General features: G+C 72.6%; 14 protein-coding genes. 8 read left to right on the top strand and 6 right to left on the bottom strand.

Going from position 1 to position 15,802, the window contains the following annotated elements:
* Positions 1 to 7 precede the first annotated feature (7 nt).
* Positions 8 to 685 carry an alanine racemase C-terminal domain-containing protein gene (locus NUH29_RS01025; RefSeq protein ID WP_258797006.1) on the top strand — a complete coding sequence of 226 codons (678 nt, stop codon included), beginning with the start codon at positions 8 to 10 and terminating at the stop codon, positions 683 to 685.
* Complete coding sequence (locus NUH29_RS01020; RefSeq protein WP_258797005.1) at positions 682 to 1,746, top strand: alanine racemase; 1,065 nt, start codon at positions 682 to 684, stop codon at positions 1,744 to 1,746. The genes NUH29_RS01025 and NUH29_RS01020 overlap by 4 nt, the downstream gene beginning before the upstream one ends.
* A 39-nt stretch (positions 1,747 to 1,785) precedes the next feature.
* Here NUH29_RS01020 and NUH29_RS01015 read toward each other — a convergent pair whose 3' ends face one another.
* Genes NUH29_RS01015 through NUH29_RS01000 form a run of 4 tightly spaced genes read right to left on the bottom strand, consistent with a single transcriptional unit; the run spans position 1,786 to position 6,346 of the window.
* Entirely contained in the window at positions 1,786 to 2,508 is a 723-nt protein-coding gene (locus tag NUH29_RS01015; RefSeq protein WP_258797004.1) for a coenzyme F420-0:L-glutamate ligase, read from the bottom strand.
* A gap of 7 nt (positions 2,509 to 2,515) precedes the next feature.
* Complete coding sequence (locus NUH29_RS01010) at positions 2,516 to 4,075, bottom strand: RNA polymerase sigma factor (protein ID WP_258797003.1); 1,560 nt, start codon at positions 4,073 to 4,075, stop codon at positions 2,516 to 2,518.
* Positions 4,072 to 5,415, bottom strand: coding sequence for an MFS transporter (locus NUH29_RS01005; protein WP_258797002.1), 1,344 nt, complete (start codon positions 5,413 to 5,415; stop codon positions 4,072 to 4,074). The genes NUH29_RS01010 and NUH29_RS01005 overlap by 4 nt, the downstream gene beginning before the upstream one ends.
* A 19-nt stretch (positions 5,416 to 5,434) precedes the next feature.
* Complete coding sequence (locus tag NUH29_RS01000; RefSeq protein WP_258797001.1) at positions 5,435 to 6,346, bottom strand: proteasome assembly chaperone family protein; 912 nt, start codon at positions 6,344 to 6,346, stop codon at positions 5,435 to 5,437.
* A 102-nt stretch (positions 6,347 to 6,448) separates the two neighbouring features.
* Here NUH29_RS01000 and NUH29_RS00995 point away from each other — a divergent pair, with 102 nt between their 5' ends.
* From NUH29_RS00995 to sucB, 3 genes are all read left to right on the top strand, one after another.
* A complete protein-coding gene (locus NUH29_RS00995; protein WP_258797000.1) occupies positions 6,449 to 7,942 on the top strand; it encodes a leucyl aminopeptidase in 1,494 nt (497 codons plus the stop codon).
* A gap of 98 nt (positions 7,943 to 8,040) precedes the next feature.
* Positions 8,041 to 9,411 (top strand): dihydrolipoyl dehydrogenase, encoded by a 1,371-nt coding sequence (gene lpdA, locus NUH29_RS00990; RefSeq protein WP_258796999.1) that lies wholly within the window; start codon positions 8,041 to 8,043, stop codon positions 9,409 to 9,411.
* Between the two features lie 49 nt (positions 9,412 to 9,460).
* Positions 9,461 to 10,963, top strand: coding sequence for a 2-oxoglutarate dehydrogenase, E2 component, dihydrolipoamide succinyltransferase (gene sucB / locus NUH29_RS00985; protein WP_258796998.1), 1,503 nt, complete (start codon positions 9,461 to 9,463; stop codon positions 10,961 to 10,963).
* On the opposite strand, the gene NUH29_RS00980 is transcribed toward sucB, so the two are convergent.
* Positions 10,960 to 12,348, bottom strand: a complete 1,389-nt coding sequence (locus NUH29_RS00980) for a protein kinase family protein (RefSeq protein ID WP_258796997.1) — start codon at positions 12,346 to 12,348, stop codon at positions 10,960 to 10,962. The two genes, sucB and NUH29_RS00980, sit on opposite strands and share 4 nt — an antisense overlap.
* A 108-nt stretch (positions 12,349 to 12,456) precedes the next feature.
* Between NUH29_RS00980 and lipB the strand changes: the two genes are divergently transcribed.
* The 3 genes from lipB (at position 12,457) to NUH29_RS00965 (ending at position 14,870) form a co-directional block, all read left to right on the top strand.
* The gene (gene lipB, locus NUH29_RS00975) at positions 12,457 to 13,116 is read left to right on the top strand and encodes a lipoyl(octanoyl) transferase LipB (RefSeq protein WP_258796996.1); all 660 of its coding nucleotides are present in this window, start codon (positions 12,457 to 12,459) and stop codon (positions 13,114 to 13,116) included.
* Positions 13,113 to 14,102, top strand: a complete 990-nt coding sequence (gene lipA, locus NUH29_RS00970) for a lipoyl synthase (protein ID WP_258796995.1) — start codon at positions 13,113 to 13,115, stop codon at positions 14,100 to 14,102. The genes lipB and lipA overlap by 4 nt, the downstream gene beginning before the upstream one ends.
* Positions 14,103 to 14,168: 66 nt before the next feature.
* A complete protein-coding gene (locus tag NUH29_RS00965) occupies positions 14,169 to 14,870 on the top strand; it encodes a DUF4191 domain-containing protein (RefSeq protein WP_258796994.1) in 702 nt (233 codons plus the stop codon).
* Positions 14,871 to 14,883: 13 nt separating this feature from the next.
* Here NUH29_RS00965 and NUH29_RS00960 read toward each other — a convergent pair whose 3' ends face one another.
* Positions 14,884 to 15,783: a hypothetical protein gene (locus NUH29_RS00960; protein WP_258796993.1), complete on the bottom strand. Its 900-nt coding sequence runs from the start codon at positions 15,781 to 15,783 to the stop codon at positions 14,884 to 14,886.
* Between the last annotated feature and the right edge of the window lie 19 nt (positions 15,784 to 15,802).

The raw sequence follows: 15,802 nt of genomic DNA, 5'->3' as shown, positions 1-15,802 counted from the left end.
CTCTGCGGTGCCGCTTCCCGGGCTGCGTCGGCGCGCCCTCATCGATCTCGAGGCACTCGCCGACAACCTGCGCGAGCTGGGCTCCGATGTCATCGACCTGCGTGCCGACGCCTACGGCCACGGCGTCGCCCTGGTGGCCCCGCTCGCGGCGCGCATGGGCGTCTCGCGCGCACGCGTGAGCGACGAGCGGGACGCCGCCGTGGCGCGCGCCGGCGGGATGGCCGACGTCGCCGTCGGGCGCACGGGTGACGGCGACACCGCAGCCCGGGCCGTGTACGGGATCTCCGGAGGCCGCCCGGTGCTCACCCTGCTCGGCGAGCTCGTCGCCGTGAAGCACGTGCCCGCCGGCTCCGGGGTCTCCTACGGCTACACCCATCGCACCGAGCGCCCCACGGTTCTCGGGCTCGTCGGGCTCGGCTATGCCGACGGGGTGCCGCGCCTCGCCTCCAATCGCGCCGCCGTGGCGATCGACGGCGTGCGCCGCCCGCTGATCGGACGCATCGCCATGGACCAGTTCGTCGTCGACCTCGGAGACGACGCCCCGGCCCCCGGCGGCGAGGTGGTGCTGCTCGGAGATCCCGCACGCGGCGAGCCCTCTGCCGGCGAGTGGGCGGCCTGGACCGAGCGACCCGCGCTCGCCCTCACCGCCGGCCTCGGCGCCCGGATCGAACGGGTGGTGCGATGACCGCCGCGCTCACCATCCACCTGCCCGCCGTGCGCGCGAACGTGGCACGGCTGGCGGCGATCGCCGCCCCCGCGCGCACCATGCTGGCCGTGAAGGCGGACGCCTACGGGCACGGGATGCTCCCGGTCGCGCGGGCGGGCCTCGCGGCGGGAGCGGACTCGCTCGCGGTGCTGGAGGTACCCGCGGCGCTGTCCCTTCGGGAGGCCGGCATCCGGGCTCCGCTGTTCGCCTGGCTGCACGGCGTCGAGACCGACTTCCGGGCGGCGATCGAACACGAGATCGACCTCGGGGTCTCCTCCCGGCCGGAGCTCGAGCGGATCGCCGCGGCGGCCGGCCCCGGAGTCGCCGCCGTCCACCTGAAGATCGACACCGGCTTGCATCGCAACGGCGCCTCCGCCGAGGAGTGGCCCGCTCTCGTCTCCGCGGCGCTCGAGGAGCAGGCGCGTGGTCGCGTGCGGATCGCGGGGCTCTGGTCGCATCTCGCGGATGCCGGCGCCGAGGCGGATGCGGTCGCCCTCGCGGAGTTCCGTGCCGCGGTCGCCGTCGCGGCCGGGCTCGGGGTTCCGCTGGACGGCGCCGACCGGCCCCTGCTGCATCTCGCCGCGAGCTCGGCGGGCATCCGTGAGCCGGAGGCCCGTCTCGACCTGGTCCGCTTCGGGATCGCCGCGTACGGCGTCTCGCCGTTCGACGACGTCGACGGTCCCGGGCTGGGCTTGCGCGGCACCGCGACCCTCACGGCCGAGGTGGTCGCCGTCGACGACGGACGCGCACTCCTCGACGTGGGATCGGCGGACGGCCTGCCCCCCGCCGTGCTCGGGCCGTCGGGGTCCGGGGCCGAGGTGTTGCTCGGCGGACGGCGCGCGCGCGTGGTCGAGGTGGGCGTCGACGCCCTCGCGGTCGAGACCTCGGCCGAGTTCGCCCTCGGCGACACGGCGATCGTCTACGGCCCCGGCGACGCCGGCGAGCCGACCGTCGAGGACTGGGCGCGCTGGGCGGGCACGATCGGCGACGAGATCCTCGCGCGCATGTCGGCGCGCATCCCCCGCGTGTTCGCGGAGTGACGCGACGGGATCGCGATGTGCCGCCGCGCGGCTACCGGGTCAGCGGGTCGCGCGCCGGATGACGCCGAGCGGCGTGGACTCGTGCCCCTGCCCGATCGGGTTGTCCTGGAGGATGCGCGCCACGAGCTTCTCCTGCTCGCGGGTCAGCGTGGAGCCGAGCACGTTCCCGCCGATGTCGTTGATGTCGACCAGCAGCACGTCGGCGCGGACGCCGGCCGCCGATATCACGTCGCGCACGTGCTCCGAGGTCTGCTTCGGCTTCGCCGCGGTGAGCACCACCATCTCGTCGTACGGCGGGATGGTCGGGTAGCCCGGACCGTCGATGCCGCGCGCCTTCGGGCCGGCGATCCGGTAGAAGTCGCCCGAGCGCCGGAAGACCTTCTTGGACACCACGGACACGCCCGCGGCGAACAGGATCCGCAGCGTGCCGACCTCGCGGATGGCCATCTCCATGGTCTCCGGGATGCCGAGCCCGATGCCCCACGGCGTGCGCACGACGCGCTTCGAGAGCCAGACGGCGAGTGGCCGCGGGTGCACCTCCGCCACCGGATAGGCGCGGCCCTGGGAGCCGGCGACCATCTTCTCGGTCATGAACAGCCAGTCGCCGTCGCGCAGCTCGCCGAGGGCGTAGCGCTCGATCACGGCGTCGAGGCTCTCCCCCGGCAGCACCACGTGGGTCTTGATCGGCAGGCGCTCGTAGCGCACGCCGTCCACCTCGACCTCGCGCGGCCTCGTGCGGTTCTCGTCGTAGGGGACGTCCACTCTCGGCCTACTCCAGGTAGTCGCGCAGCGACTGCGAGCGGGACGGGTGACGCAGCTTCGCCATCGTCTTCGACTCGATCTGGCGGATGCGCTCGCGCGTCACGCCGAAGGTGTCGCCGATCTGGTCGAGGGTCTTCGGCATCCCGTCGCCCAGCCCGAAGCGCATCCGGATGACCCCGGCCTCGCGCTCGGAGAGGGAGTCGAGCAGCGACTCGAGCTGCTTCTGCAGCATCGTGAAGCCCACGGCGTCGGCCGGGACGACCGCCTCGGTGTCCTCGATCAGGTCGCCGAACTCGCTGTCGCCGTCCTCGCCGAGCGGCGTGTGCAGCGAGATCGGCTCGCGGCCGTACTTCTGCACCTCGATGACCTTCTCGGGGGTCATGTCGAGCTCGCGGCTCAGCTCCTCGGGGGTGGGTTCGCGGCCCAGGTCCTGCAGCATCTGGCGCTGCACGCGGGCCAGCTTGTTGATGACCTCGACCATGTGCACCGGGATGCGGATGGTGCGCGCCTGGTCGGCCATCGCGCGGGTGATCGCCTGGCGGATCCACCACGTGGCGTAGGTCGAGAACTTGAAGCCCTTGGTGTAGTCGAACTTCTCGACCGCGCGGATGAGACCGAGGTTGCCCTCCTGGATGAGGTCCAGGAACTGCATGCCGCGGCCGGTGTAGCGCTTCGCGAGCGAGACGACGAGTCGCAGGTTCGCGCCCAGCAGGTGGTTCTTCGCCCGCTGGCCGTCACGGGCCACCCAGGAGAGCTCGCGGCCGAGCTGGCTGCGCTTCTCCTGGTCGCTCATCTGCGACAGCTTCTCCTCGGCGAAGAGGCCCGCCTCGATGCGCATCGCGAGCTCGACCTCCTGCTCGGCGTTGAGGAGCGCGACCTTGCCGATCTGCTTCAGGTAGTCCTTGACCGGGTCGGCGGTCGCGCCGGTGATCGCGGCGGAGTAGACCGGGACCTCGTCCTCGTCGTCCGACATCGACAGGCGCAGCGCACCCGTCGGAAGCGGCTCGTCGCGTCCGGTCGAGGTGTCGTCGTCGTCCGAGTCCGAGTCCGACTCGTCGTCGTCCGAGTCGCCCTCCTTCGCGTCGGGCGTCTCGTCTCCGGCGTCGTCGCCGTCGTCGCCGCCGGTCTCGGGCGCGTCGTCGCCGTCGCCGTCGTCGGTCTCGAGCTCGAGCTCCTCGTCGTCGACGTCCTCGTCGGCGACGTCGTCGCCGGCCTTCTTGGCCTTCGCGGGCGACGCCTTCGCCTTGGCCGGAGCCTTGGCCGCCGTCTTCGCGGCGGGCTTGGATGCGGATGCGGCCGGAGCCTTCGCGGCGGACGCGGTCTTCGCCGGCGCCTTCGCGGCTGTGGTCTTCCGAGCAGCGGCTGCGGTCTTCTCGGATGCGCGGTCGTCCTTGACCGGCTCCGTCTTCGACGTGGTACGGGGGGTGGCCATGCTGACCCCTTTCGCGGGTGGGAGGTGCGTCTGGGCAGTACGTAGACCCGTGTCAAGTCCCCCGCGCCTCCGCCGCCGGATCACTCCTGCGTCAGCTGCACGAGACGGGGATTCGACCGGGTCTCGGTTTCTCATTCTCGCACACGCGGAGGGCGCTTCCTGCCGCGTGCACGGAACAATGCAACCCACAAGGGGGCCACGAGTATTCCCTCCTCCTCGTAGAGCCGACGCCGCGTATGCCGGCGCTTCCACAGCAGACCGACCGTTCCGACCACCGCGACCAGGTACGGCACGAGGAAGGCGACCCGGAAACCCTCGAGGCTGTACAGCGCCGACGACGACGACCCGGCGGCGACCCGCCACCCGTCGCTCAGGTCGAGCACGACCCCGACGAGCAGCATCGTGACGAAACCCCCCACGAATCCGCCCGAGTTGGCGATCCCCGTCGCCGAACCGTGGGCGTGGCGGGGGTTCGAGCTCCGGGCCACGTCGAGGCCGATGAGCGAGGCGGGGCCGCACACGCCGACGCTCAGGAAGAAGATGGACACCAGCCACAGCGGCGGGGCGGGCTGCCAGAGCAGCACGACCGCCCAGATCGCGAACATCCCCCAGGTGATCGCCAGCACGAGGTCGCTGCGTCGCAGCGGGTGGCGCGCGATCAGCAGACCGACGATCGGCCCCGACACGAGCGTGCCCACGACCATGAGCGTGAACACGCCGGATGCCGTGGCCGGGTCGTAGCCGAGGCCCGCCGTGAGGAACGGGTATCCCCACAGGATGCCGAGCATGGTCGGCACCGTCCCGGCGAGGAGGTGCGCCCAGAACCCGAGCTGGGTCCCCGGGCGTGTCACGCTGGCGCGCAGCCCGCGCTCGGCGGGATCGACGACGCGCAGCTCCGAGGTCGTCACCGCGGGCGTCCCGCGGCGCACCACCGCGAGGGCGACGACCGCTGCGAGGGCCGAGGCCGCCGCGGCCGCCAGGAACGCGGGCGTCCACCCCTGCAGGTGCAGCAGCAGAGCGAACGGGAACGCCGACACGATCTGCCCGAGCTGCCCGGTCATGCCGACCCACTGCGACAGCTGCGGGAGGATCCGCCCCGAGAACCAGCTCGGCAGCAGCCGGATGACGCTGACGAAGGTGGCCGCGTCGCCGATGCCCACGAGCACACGTGCGACGACCGCGACCCCGATGCCCCCGGAGACGGCGAGCAGGCCCTGCCCGACGGCCATCACCACGGCACCCGCGACTATCAGCACGGGAGCCCCGATGCGGTCGGCCAGCACGCCCACGGGGATCTGCAGCATCGCGTACACCACGATCTGCACCACCGCGACGGTCGAGATCACGGCGGCGTTGACGGCGAAGCGGTCGGTCGCATCCACGCCCGCGACGCCGAACGAGGTGCGCTGCAGAACGCCCACCAGGTAGGCGAACGCCGCGCCCCCGAAGACGAGCCAGGCGCGGAGCGAGTTCACGCGCCCAGGCTACGGGCGGTCAGGCCCGGGGCTCGTCACGACGCGAGGCGAGGAAGCGCTCCAGCTCGGCCGCGATCGTGTCGGCGCTCGGCAGCTCGCCGTCGACGTCGACGAGCGGCGAGGGAAGCGGGTTCTCCTCCATATAGCTGTCGTGGCGCTGTTCGAGGGTCTGCACGAGCCGCTCGAGCTCCGGGTTGCCGGCGACCTGCTCCTCGACCTTCTGGATGAACTCGCGCCCCTGCTCCCGCAGCTCGTCGCTCGGGAAGATCAGCCCGGTCGAGGCGCTGATGCTCTCGAGGGCCGCGACCGCCGCGAGCGGGTACTCGGTGTCGGCGAGGTAGTGCGGGATCAGCATCACGAAGCCCGCGGTCGGATGCCCGGACTCCTGCAGTCGGTACTCCAGCAGGTGCAGGGCGTTGCCCGGAACCTGGGTGCGCGGGCGCCAGACCGAGTACGCCTCGATCAGCTCGCTGCGGTTGCCGCTCACCGTCACCCCGATCGGACGGGTGTGCGGCGTCGGCATGGGGATGGCGTGGATCCACGTCGTGTCGGCGACCGCGAAGCTCTCGACGAGCTCGAGCACGGCCGCGGTGAAGGCCTCCCACCGGAAGTCCGGCTCGTATCCGCTCAGCAGCAGGAACGGACGGTGCAGCTCGTCCTCGACGAGCGAGAGCACCAACCGCGACGGCTCGTAGGAGGAGAGGTGGTCCTCGTCGAAGTACATGACGGGGCGCCGGGCGCGGTAGTCGAGCAGCAGATCGTTGTCGAAGACGACGAGGTCGCGCACCACGGGCATGTCGCGCAGCACCTCGGTGATCTGCGAGACCGCGGAGCCCGAGTCGGTGAAGCCCGTCAACCCGGCCACGAGGTGGAGTCCGGCCGGCACGTCGGAGACGTCGCCGATCACCTCGTACAGCGGGTTCGCGTCCATGGGCCCGAGTCTACGAGTCGGCCATCGGGCGGCGCCGGACGGGCGCGCGTCACGGGCACGCTCACAGCGAACGCCCGAGCCGCGGGCCGTTACCCTGGCCGCATGGCAGTCCCCGAGCTCTCCGTCACGACCGCACCTCTGACCGAGGTGGAGGCGTCCCTCCTCGTCATCGGCGTCACGCGCGGACCCGACGGACCGCGGATCGCGGTGCCGGGCGCCCCGGACGACCTCCAGCAGCTGCTCGCCCCGCTCGGGGTCACCGGCGCGTCCGACGAGTTCCGGCGCGGGCCCCTGCTCCCCGGCACCGCGACGCCGGTCGCGTTCGTGGGTCTCGGAGCCGATGCCGGGCGCGCAGCTCTCCGCTCGGCCGCCGGGACGGTCGGGCGGCTGACGAGCGGGCTCGGGTCGATCGCGCTGGCGCTGCCGACCGCGGGAGACGACGACGTCGTCGCCGTGCTCGAGGGTGCGGCGACGGGCGCCTACGCTTATCTGGCCTACCGCACGACGATCGACCCCGCGGGGAAGCTGCCGCCGAGCCGGATCGTCGCCGTCGCGCCCGGGGTCGTCGAGGCCGACGCGGTGATCGCGGACGCCCGCGCGACGGCGCTGGCCACCCATCTCGTGCGCGACCTGGTCAACGAGCCCGCGTCGGATCTGTACCCGGAGACCTTCGTCGAGCGGGCCCGATCCCTCGCCGCGGGTTTGCCGGTCGAGCTCGAGGTGCTCGAGCCGGAGCAGCTCGCGGAGCAGGGCTATGGCGGCATCCTGGGCGTCGGCAGCGGATCGAGCCGCGGACCCCGCCTCGTCGTCGTGCGCTACGTGCCCGCGGGTGCCTCCGCGCACCTCGCCGTCGTCGGGAAGGGCATCACCTTCGACTCCGGCGGGCTCTCGCTGAAGCCGCCGGCGTCCATGCCGACCATGAAGTACGACATGACCGGCGCCGCGACCGCGCTCGCGGTCGTGCTCGACGCCGCGCGCCGCGGGCTCCCGGTGCGGGTGTCCGCGTGGCTGTGCCTCGCCGAGAACATGCCCTCGGGCACGGCGGTTCGCCCGGGTGACGTGCTGCGGATGTGGAACGGCACGACCGTCGAGGTCACGAACACCGATGCCGAGGGCCGCCTCGTGCTGGCGGACGGTCTGGCGGCCGCCGCCGTCGAGCGTCCCGACCTGCTGGTGGACGTCGCGACCCTCACGGGTGCCGCCCGCGTCGCCCTCGGCGACCGCACCACCGGCGTGATGGGGGACGACGACGCCGTCGCCCGGGTCGTCGCGGCCGCGAAGACCACCGACGAGGCGATGTGGGCGATGCCGCTCCCCGGCGAGCTCCGCGCGGTGCTCGACTCCGATGTCGCCGACATCGCCAACGCCAAGCCGGGGCACACCGCCGGCGGCATGATGCTGGCCGGGCACTTCCTCCGGACCTTCGTCGGCGAGGCCGGTGGAGAGGGTCCCGGAGCCCGGATCGGATGGGCGCATCTCGACATCGCGGGCCCCGCGTACAACTCCGGAAGCCCCTACGGTCCGGTCGGCAAGGGACCGAGCGCGGTCGCCGTGCGCACCCTGCTGACCCTGACGGCGGACCTCGCAGAGGCGTAGTAGGGTCGTCACGGCAAGGAACGCCTTGCCCTTCCCCTCCTCGCGACACCACCGATGACGCGAGGGCAAGACACGTGAAGCGCAAGGGAGTTTCTCCGGTGTCCGAGCAGAACTTCGACCTCGTCGTCCTGGGAGCGGGAAGCGGCGGCTACGCCGCGGCCCTGCGATACGCCCAGCTCGGCAAGTCCGTGGCCCTCATCGAGAAGGACAAGGTCGGCGGCACCTGCCTGCACGTCGGCTGCATCCCGACCAAGGCCCTCCTGCACTCCGCCGAGGTGGCCGACGTCTCGCGCGAATCCGCGAAGTACGGCGTCACCACCCAGTTCGGCGGCATCGACATCGCCGCGGTGACCGCGTACCGCGAGGGGATCGTCGCGGGCAAGTACAAGGGCCTGCAGGCGCACCTCAAGGGGCGCGGCATCACGACGATCGAGGGCACCGGGCGTCTCACCTCGCCGACCACCGTCCAGGTCGGCGACCAGACGATCACCGGCACGAACGTCATCCTCGCGACCGGCTCCTACTCGCGCACCCTCCCCGGTCTCGAGATCGGCGGACGCGTCATCACCTCCGAGCAGGCTCTCGCCCTCGACTTCGTGCCGAAGAAGGTCGCCGTGCTCGGCGGTGGCGTCATCGGCGTCGAGTTCTCGAGCGTCTGGAAGAGCTGGGGCGCCGACGTCACCATCATCGAGGCGCTCCCCCACCTGGTGCCCAACGAGGACGAGGCCATCTCGAAGCACTTCGAGCGCGCCTTCCGCCGCCGCGGCATCGACTTCAAGCTCGGCGTGCGCTTCTCGGGCGTGACCCAGAACGAGTCCGGGGTCGTCGTGACCCTCGAGAACGGCGAGACCGTCGAGGCCGACATCCTGCTCGTGGCCGTCGGTCGCGGCCCGCTCACGGCCAACCTCGGCTACGAGGAGGCCGGCGTGCAGCTCGACCGCGGCTTCGTCGTCGTCGACGACAAGCTGCAGACCACGGTGCCGGGCGTGTACGCCGTCGGCGACATCGTGCCCGGCCTCCAGCTCGCCCACCGCGGATTCCAGCAGGGCATCTTCGTCGCCGAGGTGCTCGCGGGTCTCGACCCGATCACCGTCGACGACGTCAACATCCCGAAGGTCACCTACTCCGACCCCGAGGTCGCGTCGGTCGGTCTGACCGAGGCCAAGGCCGCGGAGAAGTACGGGGCCGAGAACATCACCGCGTTCGAGTACAACCTCGCCGGCAACGGCAAGAGCCACATCATCGGCACCTCGGGCATCATCAAGGCGATCCGGGTCAACGACGGCCCGGTCGTCGGCGTGCACATGATCGGCGCGCGCGTCGGCGAGCTGATCGGCGAGGCGCAGCTCGTCGTCGACTGGGAGGCGTACCCCGACGACATCGCCCCCTACATCCACGCCCACCCCACTCAGAACGAGGCCCTCGGCGAGACCTTCCTGGCGCTCGCGGGCAAGCCCCTCCACGTCTGAGCGCGGCGGCATAAGCTAGAACGACACGGCTGAATAAGGAGCATCACCGATGAGCGAATCCGTCAGCCTCCCGGCGCTCGGCGAGAGCGTCACGGAAGGTACGGTGACCCGCTGGCTGAAGAAGGTCGGCGACCGCGTGGAGGTCGACGAGCCTCTGCTCGAGGTCTCGACCGACAAGGTCGACACCGAGATCCCGTCCCCGGTCGCGGGGGTGATCGAGGAGATCCTGGTCGCCGAGGACGAGACCGTCGAGGTCGGTGCACCGCTCGTGCGCATCGGCGACGGCTCGGGCGGTGGTGACGCCGCTCCCGCCGCACCCGCGGAGGAGGCCCCTGCGGCACCCGCTGAGGCACCGGCCGCCGCGCCCGTCGAGGCACCGGCGCCCGCCGAGGCGCCCGCTCCGGTCGAGGCTCCCGCTCCGGTCGAGGCTCCCGCCCCCGCCGAGCAGAGCGCTGCTCCGGCTCCCGCGGAGGCCGCCCCGGCACCCGAGACGGAGACCGCCGCGGCCGCCGAGCAGGCCGCCGCCGCATCCCCGGAACCCGCGCCGACTCCCGCCACCGAGGCACCGGCTGCGGCCCCCGCGCCGGAGGCCCCGGCCCCGGCGGCGGCAGCACCCGCCGAGGTGCCGAGCGGCGCCCACGCCGGCTACGTGACCCCCATCGTCCGCAAGCTCGCGAACGAGAAGGGCGTCGTGCTCGACGAGGTCACCGGCACCGGCGTCGGCGGTCGCATCCGCAAGCAGGATGTGCTCGACGCGGTCTCGGCCGAGGCGACTCCCACCGCCGCGCCGGCCGCCGAGGCGGCACCCGCCCCCGCGGCGACCGCCGAGGCCTCCCCGCTGCGCGGCACGACCGTTCCGATGACGCGCCTGCGCAAGGTCGTGGCCGAGCGCGCGGTCGTCTCGATGAACTCCACGGCCCAGCTCACCACGGTCGTCGAGGTCGACGTGACGAAGGTCGCCGCACTGCGCGACGCGGTGAAGGCCGACTTCCTGGCGAAGACCGGCACGAAGCTGTCGTTCATGCCGTTCTTCGCGCTCGCGGCCGCCGAGGCTCTCCGCAGCTTCCCGATCATCAACGCGACCGTCGACGGCGACAACATCGTCTATCCCGAGACCGAGAACCTCTCGATCGCGGTCGACACCGAGCGCGGACTGCTCACGCCGGTGATCCGCAACGCGGGCGACCTCGACATCGCCGGCCTCGCCAAGGAGATCGCCGACCTCGCCGAGCGCACGCGCGACAACCGCCTGAAGCCCGACGAGCTCGCCGGCGGCACCTTCACGCTCACCAACACCGGTTCGCGCGGTGCGCTGTTCGACACCCCCGTGGTGTTCCTGCCGCAGGTCGCGATCCTCGGCACGGGCGTCGTCGTGAAGCGGCCCGTCGTGATCAGCGAGGGCGGCAGCGATGCGATCGCCATCCGGTCGACCGTGTACCTGGCGCTGTCGTACGACCACCGCATCATCGACGGTGCCGACGCCGCCCGCTTCCTGGGCGCCGTGAAGGCACGCCTCGAGGGCGGCGACTTCCAGGGTTCGCTCGGAATCTAGCCCCGCGCGATCCAGTCGCGGATCCTCCATCCGGCCTCGCTCCTCATCATGAGGAGCGAGGCCGGAGCGGTCTCGGGGCCGAGTTCGACGAGCGCTCCGTCGCCGAGCCGCTCGACGACTCGGGCGCCTGCCGCGTCGACGGAGTGCGACGACGCCTCCTCCCCTGCCCGGAGCGCCGCGACAGCCTGCCGGTCGGCGGCGAGAGCCGCCGAACCGGTCTGATCCACCTCGTCGAGGCACAGCACGGACAGCGTCGCGAAGCACTCGTCGCGGCGGTCCAGCAGCACCGCCAACGCGGCGAGCGGATCGTCGCCCTGCAGCGCCGCGGCGCGTGCCCCGACGCGCTCGTCCCCCTCCTCACGGGCGGATGCGTCCGTGACCGGCGCGATGGGGGCCGGCGTCGACCCTCCGGCGATGGGCGCGCGGTGCCCGGTCGGGGTCAGCACGAGCATCAGGGAGGCCGCCGCGACGGCCGCGGCGGCTCCGACCGCGAGCCGACGGCGAAGCGGCGGCAGCCCCGCGACCGTGTGCGCCAGCCGCGACAGCACCCTCTGGAGGCGCGCGACGGACGGCGCCTGCCCCGCATCGACCGGTGCGGCGTCGTCGTGCGCAGGATCGCCGGACGCAGCGCCCTCCGCGGTCGAGAGCCGGATCGGCACGATGCGCGCCGACGCCGACGCGGCCACGGCCGACACGGACGGCGGGCGATACGGCACCGGTGCTGCGAGTTCCGCCAACCCCTCCGCGAGCGTGGCCAGGAGGTCGCGGTCGGCGATCCCGTCGACGACGGCGATCAGCTCGGCGGCGGCCTCCGCCCGCGCGCCCGCGACCCGACCGAGCACCTCGCGGGCGAGACCTCGGAGCGCGGCGCGATCGCGCGCCACGTGCTCCGAGCGATCGAGCACGGCTGCCGAGGAGCCGGGCGCGAACAACACGGCGGCGGCGACGCTCGCCACCACCGCGCCCTCCTGACCGAGCACGATGCAGCGGGCATCGAGCGTCCCGTGGGCGACCCCGCTCGCGTGCATGCGCGACACCGCCCCGACGACCGGGTGCAGTGCCGAGACGGCCTCCCCCGCCGCCCAGCGTTCCCGCTCGGCGAGGGCTGCCGCCAACGTCGGTCCGGCGACATGGGAGCGCAGGAGCGCCGGACCGAACCCGTCGTCGAGCACGTCCACCAGAGCGACCAGACCCGAGCCGTGCGCCCGGTGGAGGCCGGCGATCTCACGCAGGCAGCGCTTCGACCCCAGGGCGTCGAGCGGACGCACCAGGACGGCCGGCCCGCCCGACTCCCCCTCGACCTGCACGAGCATGCTCTCGCGGTGCGCATCACGCGCGAGCGGCCGCACGATGCGGATGCCGGGGTGCGGGTCGTCGCTCGCCATGCCCCGAGGATCACCCGGCGGTCGCCGCGCGAGCCCCGGCCCGACGGGATCTGGGTGCGGACGCCCGTCCGTCCGGTCCGGGAGGACCGGAGCCGATAGGCTGGGGCGGTGGTCGACTACGTCGACGCGGGGCTAAGCGCCAACTCCGTGTCGTATTCGACGGCCCTCGAACGCCAGCGTGCCGTGCACGCCGACGTCGCGAGCGGCCGGGCGCCCGATACCGTGCTCCTGCTGGAGCACCCGCCCGTCTACACCGCCGGGAAGCGGACCGAGCCGCACGAGCGGCCGGTCGACGGAACCCCCGTCATCGATGTCGACCGGGGCGGCAAGATCACCTGGCACGGCCCCGGGCAGCTGGTGGGCTACCCGATCCTGCGACTGGCCGATCCGATCGACGTCGTCGCCTACGTGCGCAGGCTGGAGCAGCTGCTCATCGACCTGCTCGAGGACCTCGGCGTCGCGAGCACCCGCATCGAGGGTCGCAGCGGCGTGTGGATCCCCCGCGCGGGATCCCCCGCCGACAAGATCGCCGCCATCGGCATCCGGGTGGCGGACGGCACCACGATGCACGGCTTCGCGCTCAACTGCAGCAACGACCTCGAACCGTATCGCGCGATCATCCCGTGCGGCATCCGGGACGCCGGGGTGACGACCATCAGCCGGGAGCTGGGGCGGACGGTCACGCCGAGCGAGATCGCGCCCCGCGTCGTCGCGCGCTTCGAAGACGCCCTGACGGGGAGTCTCCGGCACACGGCGGTCCCGGCATGACCGCCCCTCCCGAGGGGCGCAAGCTGCTGCGCCTCGAGGTGCGCAACGCCGAGACACCCATCGAACGCAAGCCGGAGTGGATCAAGACGCGCGCGAAGATGGGCCCCGAGTACACGGCCCTGCACAGCCTCGTCAAGTCCGAGGAGCTGCACACCGTCTGCCAGGAGGCCGGCTGCCCGAACATCTACGAGTGCTGGGAGGACCGCGAGGCCACCTTCCTGATCGGCGGGAGCCAGTGCACGCGCCGGTGCGACTTCTGCCAGATCGACACGGGCAAGCCCGCCGACTACGACACCGACGAACCGCGTCGGGTCGCGGAGTCGGTGGCGCGCATGGGGTTGCGCTACGCGACGGTCACCGGTGTCGCGCGGGACGACCTCCCCGACGAGGGCGCCTGGCTGCATGCCGAGACGGTCCGCGCGATCCACGCGGCGAACCCGGGCACGGGTGTCGAGATCCTCGCGACCGACTTCTCCGGCGACCCGGAGTTGCTGGGCGAGGTGTTCGCGAGCCGTCCCGAGGTCTTCGCGCACAACGTCGAAACGGTCCCCCGCATCTTCAAGCGGATCCGCCCGGCGTTCCGCTACGACCGCTCGCTCGGTGTGATCACCGCCGCCCGGGACGCGGGTCTCATCACGAAGTCGAACCTGATCCTCGGGATGGGCGAGGAGAGGCACGAGGTGAGCGAGGCTCTGCGCGACCTCCGCGACGCCGGGTGCGACATCATCACGGTCACCCAGTACCTGCGCCCCTCGCCCCGGCATCTGCCGGTGGCGCGCTGGGTGCGTCCCGAGGAGTTCGTCGAGTTCAAGGAGGAGGCCGAGCAGCTCGGTTTCCTCGGCGTGCTCGCCGGGCCGCTGGTCCGCTCGAGCTACCGCGCCGGCCGCCTGTGGGCGCGGTCGATGCGCGCCAAGGGGCGCGACATCCCGCAGGAGCTCGCGCATCTCGCCGACAGCGAACTCGGGTTCGCACAAGCGGTGTCCTGAGTAGCGACCAAAGAATTTGGTCGCGTGGCGAAGGGCGGTGTCCTGACAGACCGTAGGCTGGATCCCATGGCACGCAGCACGCCCGAGAAGGAACCCGGACGCCTGAAGCAGATGTGGCAGGTCTTCCAGATGACCCGCCGCTCGGACCCCGGCATCACCTGGTACCTCATCCTCTCGTTCCTCGTCCCCGTCGCGGTCTCGATCGTCGTCTCGGTGGCGTTCTTCGGCGGGAACGTCATCGGGATGATCCTGATCATCGTCACGGGCGTGCTGCTCGGAGCGCTGCTCGTGCTGGTCGTGCTCGGGCGCCGCGCCGAGCGCGCCGCCTACTCGCAGATCAGCGGGCAGCCAGGAGCGGTCGGCGCCGTCATCAAGAACGGGCTGCGCCGCTCGTGGGTCGGCAGCGAGGAGCCCGTCGCCTTCAGCGCCAAGACGCGCGACGCCGTCTACCGCGCGGTGGGACGGCCCGGCGTCGTGCTGATCGGCGAGGGCCCGCGCTCGCGCACCCAGCCGATGCTCGACAAGGAGCGCGCCGCCGTCTCGCGACTGCTGCCGAACGTGCCGGTGCACGTGCTCTACGTCGGACCCGACCAGGGCTCCGTCCCCCTGCACCGCATCTCGGCGGCGCTCGGCAAGTTCCCGCGCAAGCTCACCAAGGCCGAGGTGCTGCAGGTCGACAAGCGACTCACGTCGGTCGCGAAGGTGAAGGGCTTCAAGATCCCGGGCGGCATCGACCCGCAGCGGATGCGGGCTCCCCGACCCCGGTAGCCCGCGGGCGGACTCAGCCGACCCGGTCGAGCAGCCACACCGTCATGTTCGACGAGCTGCCGCCGACGCAGGTCTGGTAGTAGCCCGCATGTCCCGCGGGCACGGCGGAGGCGTTCGCTCCGTAGGCGAGCCCGCCGACGATGCCTGCGACCCGGTACGTCCCGTATCCGGGGAACTGCACGGTCGAGCCGACTCCGACCCGGCCCCACGCGCGTCCCCCGCATGACCAGTGCTCGGCCGCGTAGAACGCGCCGCCCAGGTAGCCAGCGATCTCCGCGACGTTCACCGACCCCCGGCACGCGTCGATCTGCGCCTGCCCGCCGCTGGTCCAGATCGTCTCGACGAACGCGCCGCCCGCCCTCGCCGCGCCGCCCGACCGCGTCGCGCGCGCGGCGGCGGCCTCCGCCGCGATGCGGGCCGCCTCCTTCTCGGCCGCGATCCGGGCCTGTTCGGCCTCCCAGGCGCCGACCGCGTCGCCGACCGCCGCGGTCCCTGCGCGGAGCCGCGCCTGCACGCCCTCGAGCGACACCGCGGACCCGGCGACGTCGCCACCCCACACCGCTGCCCGGACCGCCTCCGCGATCGACTGGTCGGCTGCTCGCACGGCGGTGCCGAGGCCGGATCGGGCGTGCTGATCGAGCACGCGACCGCTCGATGCGGTGAGCGCCGCACGCGCCGCCGTCGCGGCGTCCCGCACGGCGGAGATCTGCGGCGACAGGGAGACGGTCGCGGGCGCGACCACCGCCGACGGGATCGCCGCGAGCACACCTTCCGACTCCGGCCGCGGGGTCGCCCCGATCGCGAGGACCGCGATCGCGAGCACCAGCACGATCCGCCGGAGCGGATGCGTCTCGTCGTGGGGCCGCGGCGCGACCGCGATCGGCCGCAGCCGATGCCCGACGCTCGTCGTCACCCGTCACCTCGCTCACCGC

Source organism: Protaetiibacter mangrovi (genome assembly GCF_024752305.1).
Classification (GTDB): Bacteria; Actinomycetota; Actinomycetes; order Actinomycetales; family Microbacteriaceae; genus Homoserinibacter; species Homoserinibacter mangrovi.
This window is presented reverse-complemented; position numbering and strand designations above follow the sequence as displayed.

Bases quoted from the DNA above. Each gene is read 5' to 3' on its own strand.
- NUH29_RS01020 (WP_258797005.1), top strand. From the start codon at position 682: ATGACCGCCGCGCTCACCATCCACCTGCCCGCCGTGCGCGCGAACGTG.
- NUH29_RS01010 (WP_258797003.1), bottom strand. From the start codon at position 4,075: ATGAGAAACCGAGACCCGGTCGAATCCCCGTCTCGTGCAGCTGACGCA.
- NUH29_RS01000 (WP_258797001.1), bottom strand. From the start codon at position 6,346: ATGGACGCGAACCCGCTGTACGAGGTGATCGGCGACGTCTCCGACGTG.
- NUH29_RS00995 (WP_258797000.1), top strand. From the start codon at position 6,449: ATGGCAGTCCCCGAGCTCTCCGTCACGACCGCACCTCTGACCGAGGTG.
- sucB (WP_258796998.1), top strand. From the start codon at position 9,461: ATGAGCGAATCCGTCAGCCTCCCGGCGCTCGGCGAGAGCGTCACGGAA.
- NUH29_RS00980 (WP_258796997.1), bottom strand. From the start codon at position 12,348: ATGGCGAGCGACGACCCGCACCCCGGCATCCGCATCGTGCGGCCGCTC.
- lipA (WP_258796995.1), top strand. From the start codon at position 13,113: ATGACCGCCCCTCCCGAGGGGCGCAAGCTGCTGCGCCTCGAGGTGCGC.
- NUH29_RS00965 (WP_258796994.1), top strand. From the start codon at position 14,169: ATGGCACGCAGCACGCCCGAGAAGGAACCCGGACGCCTGAAGCAGATG.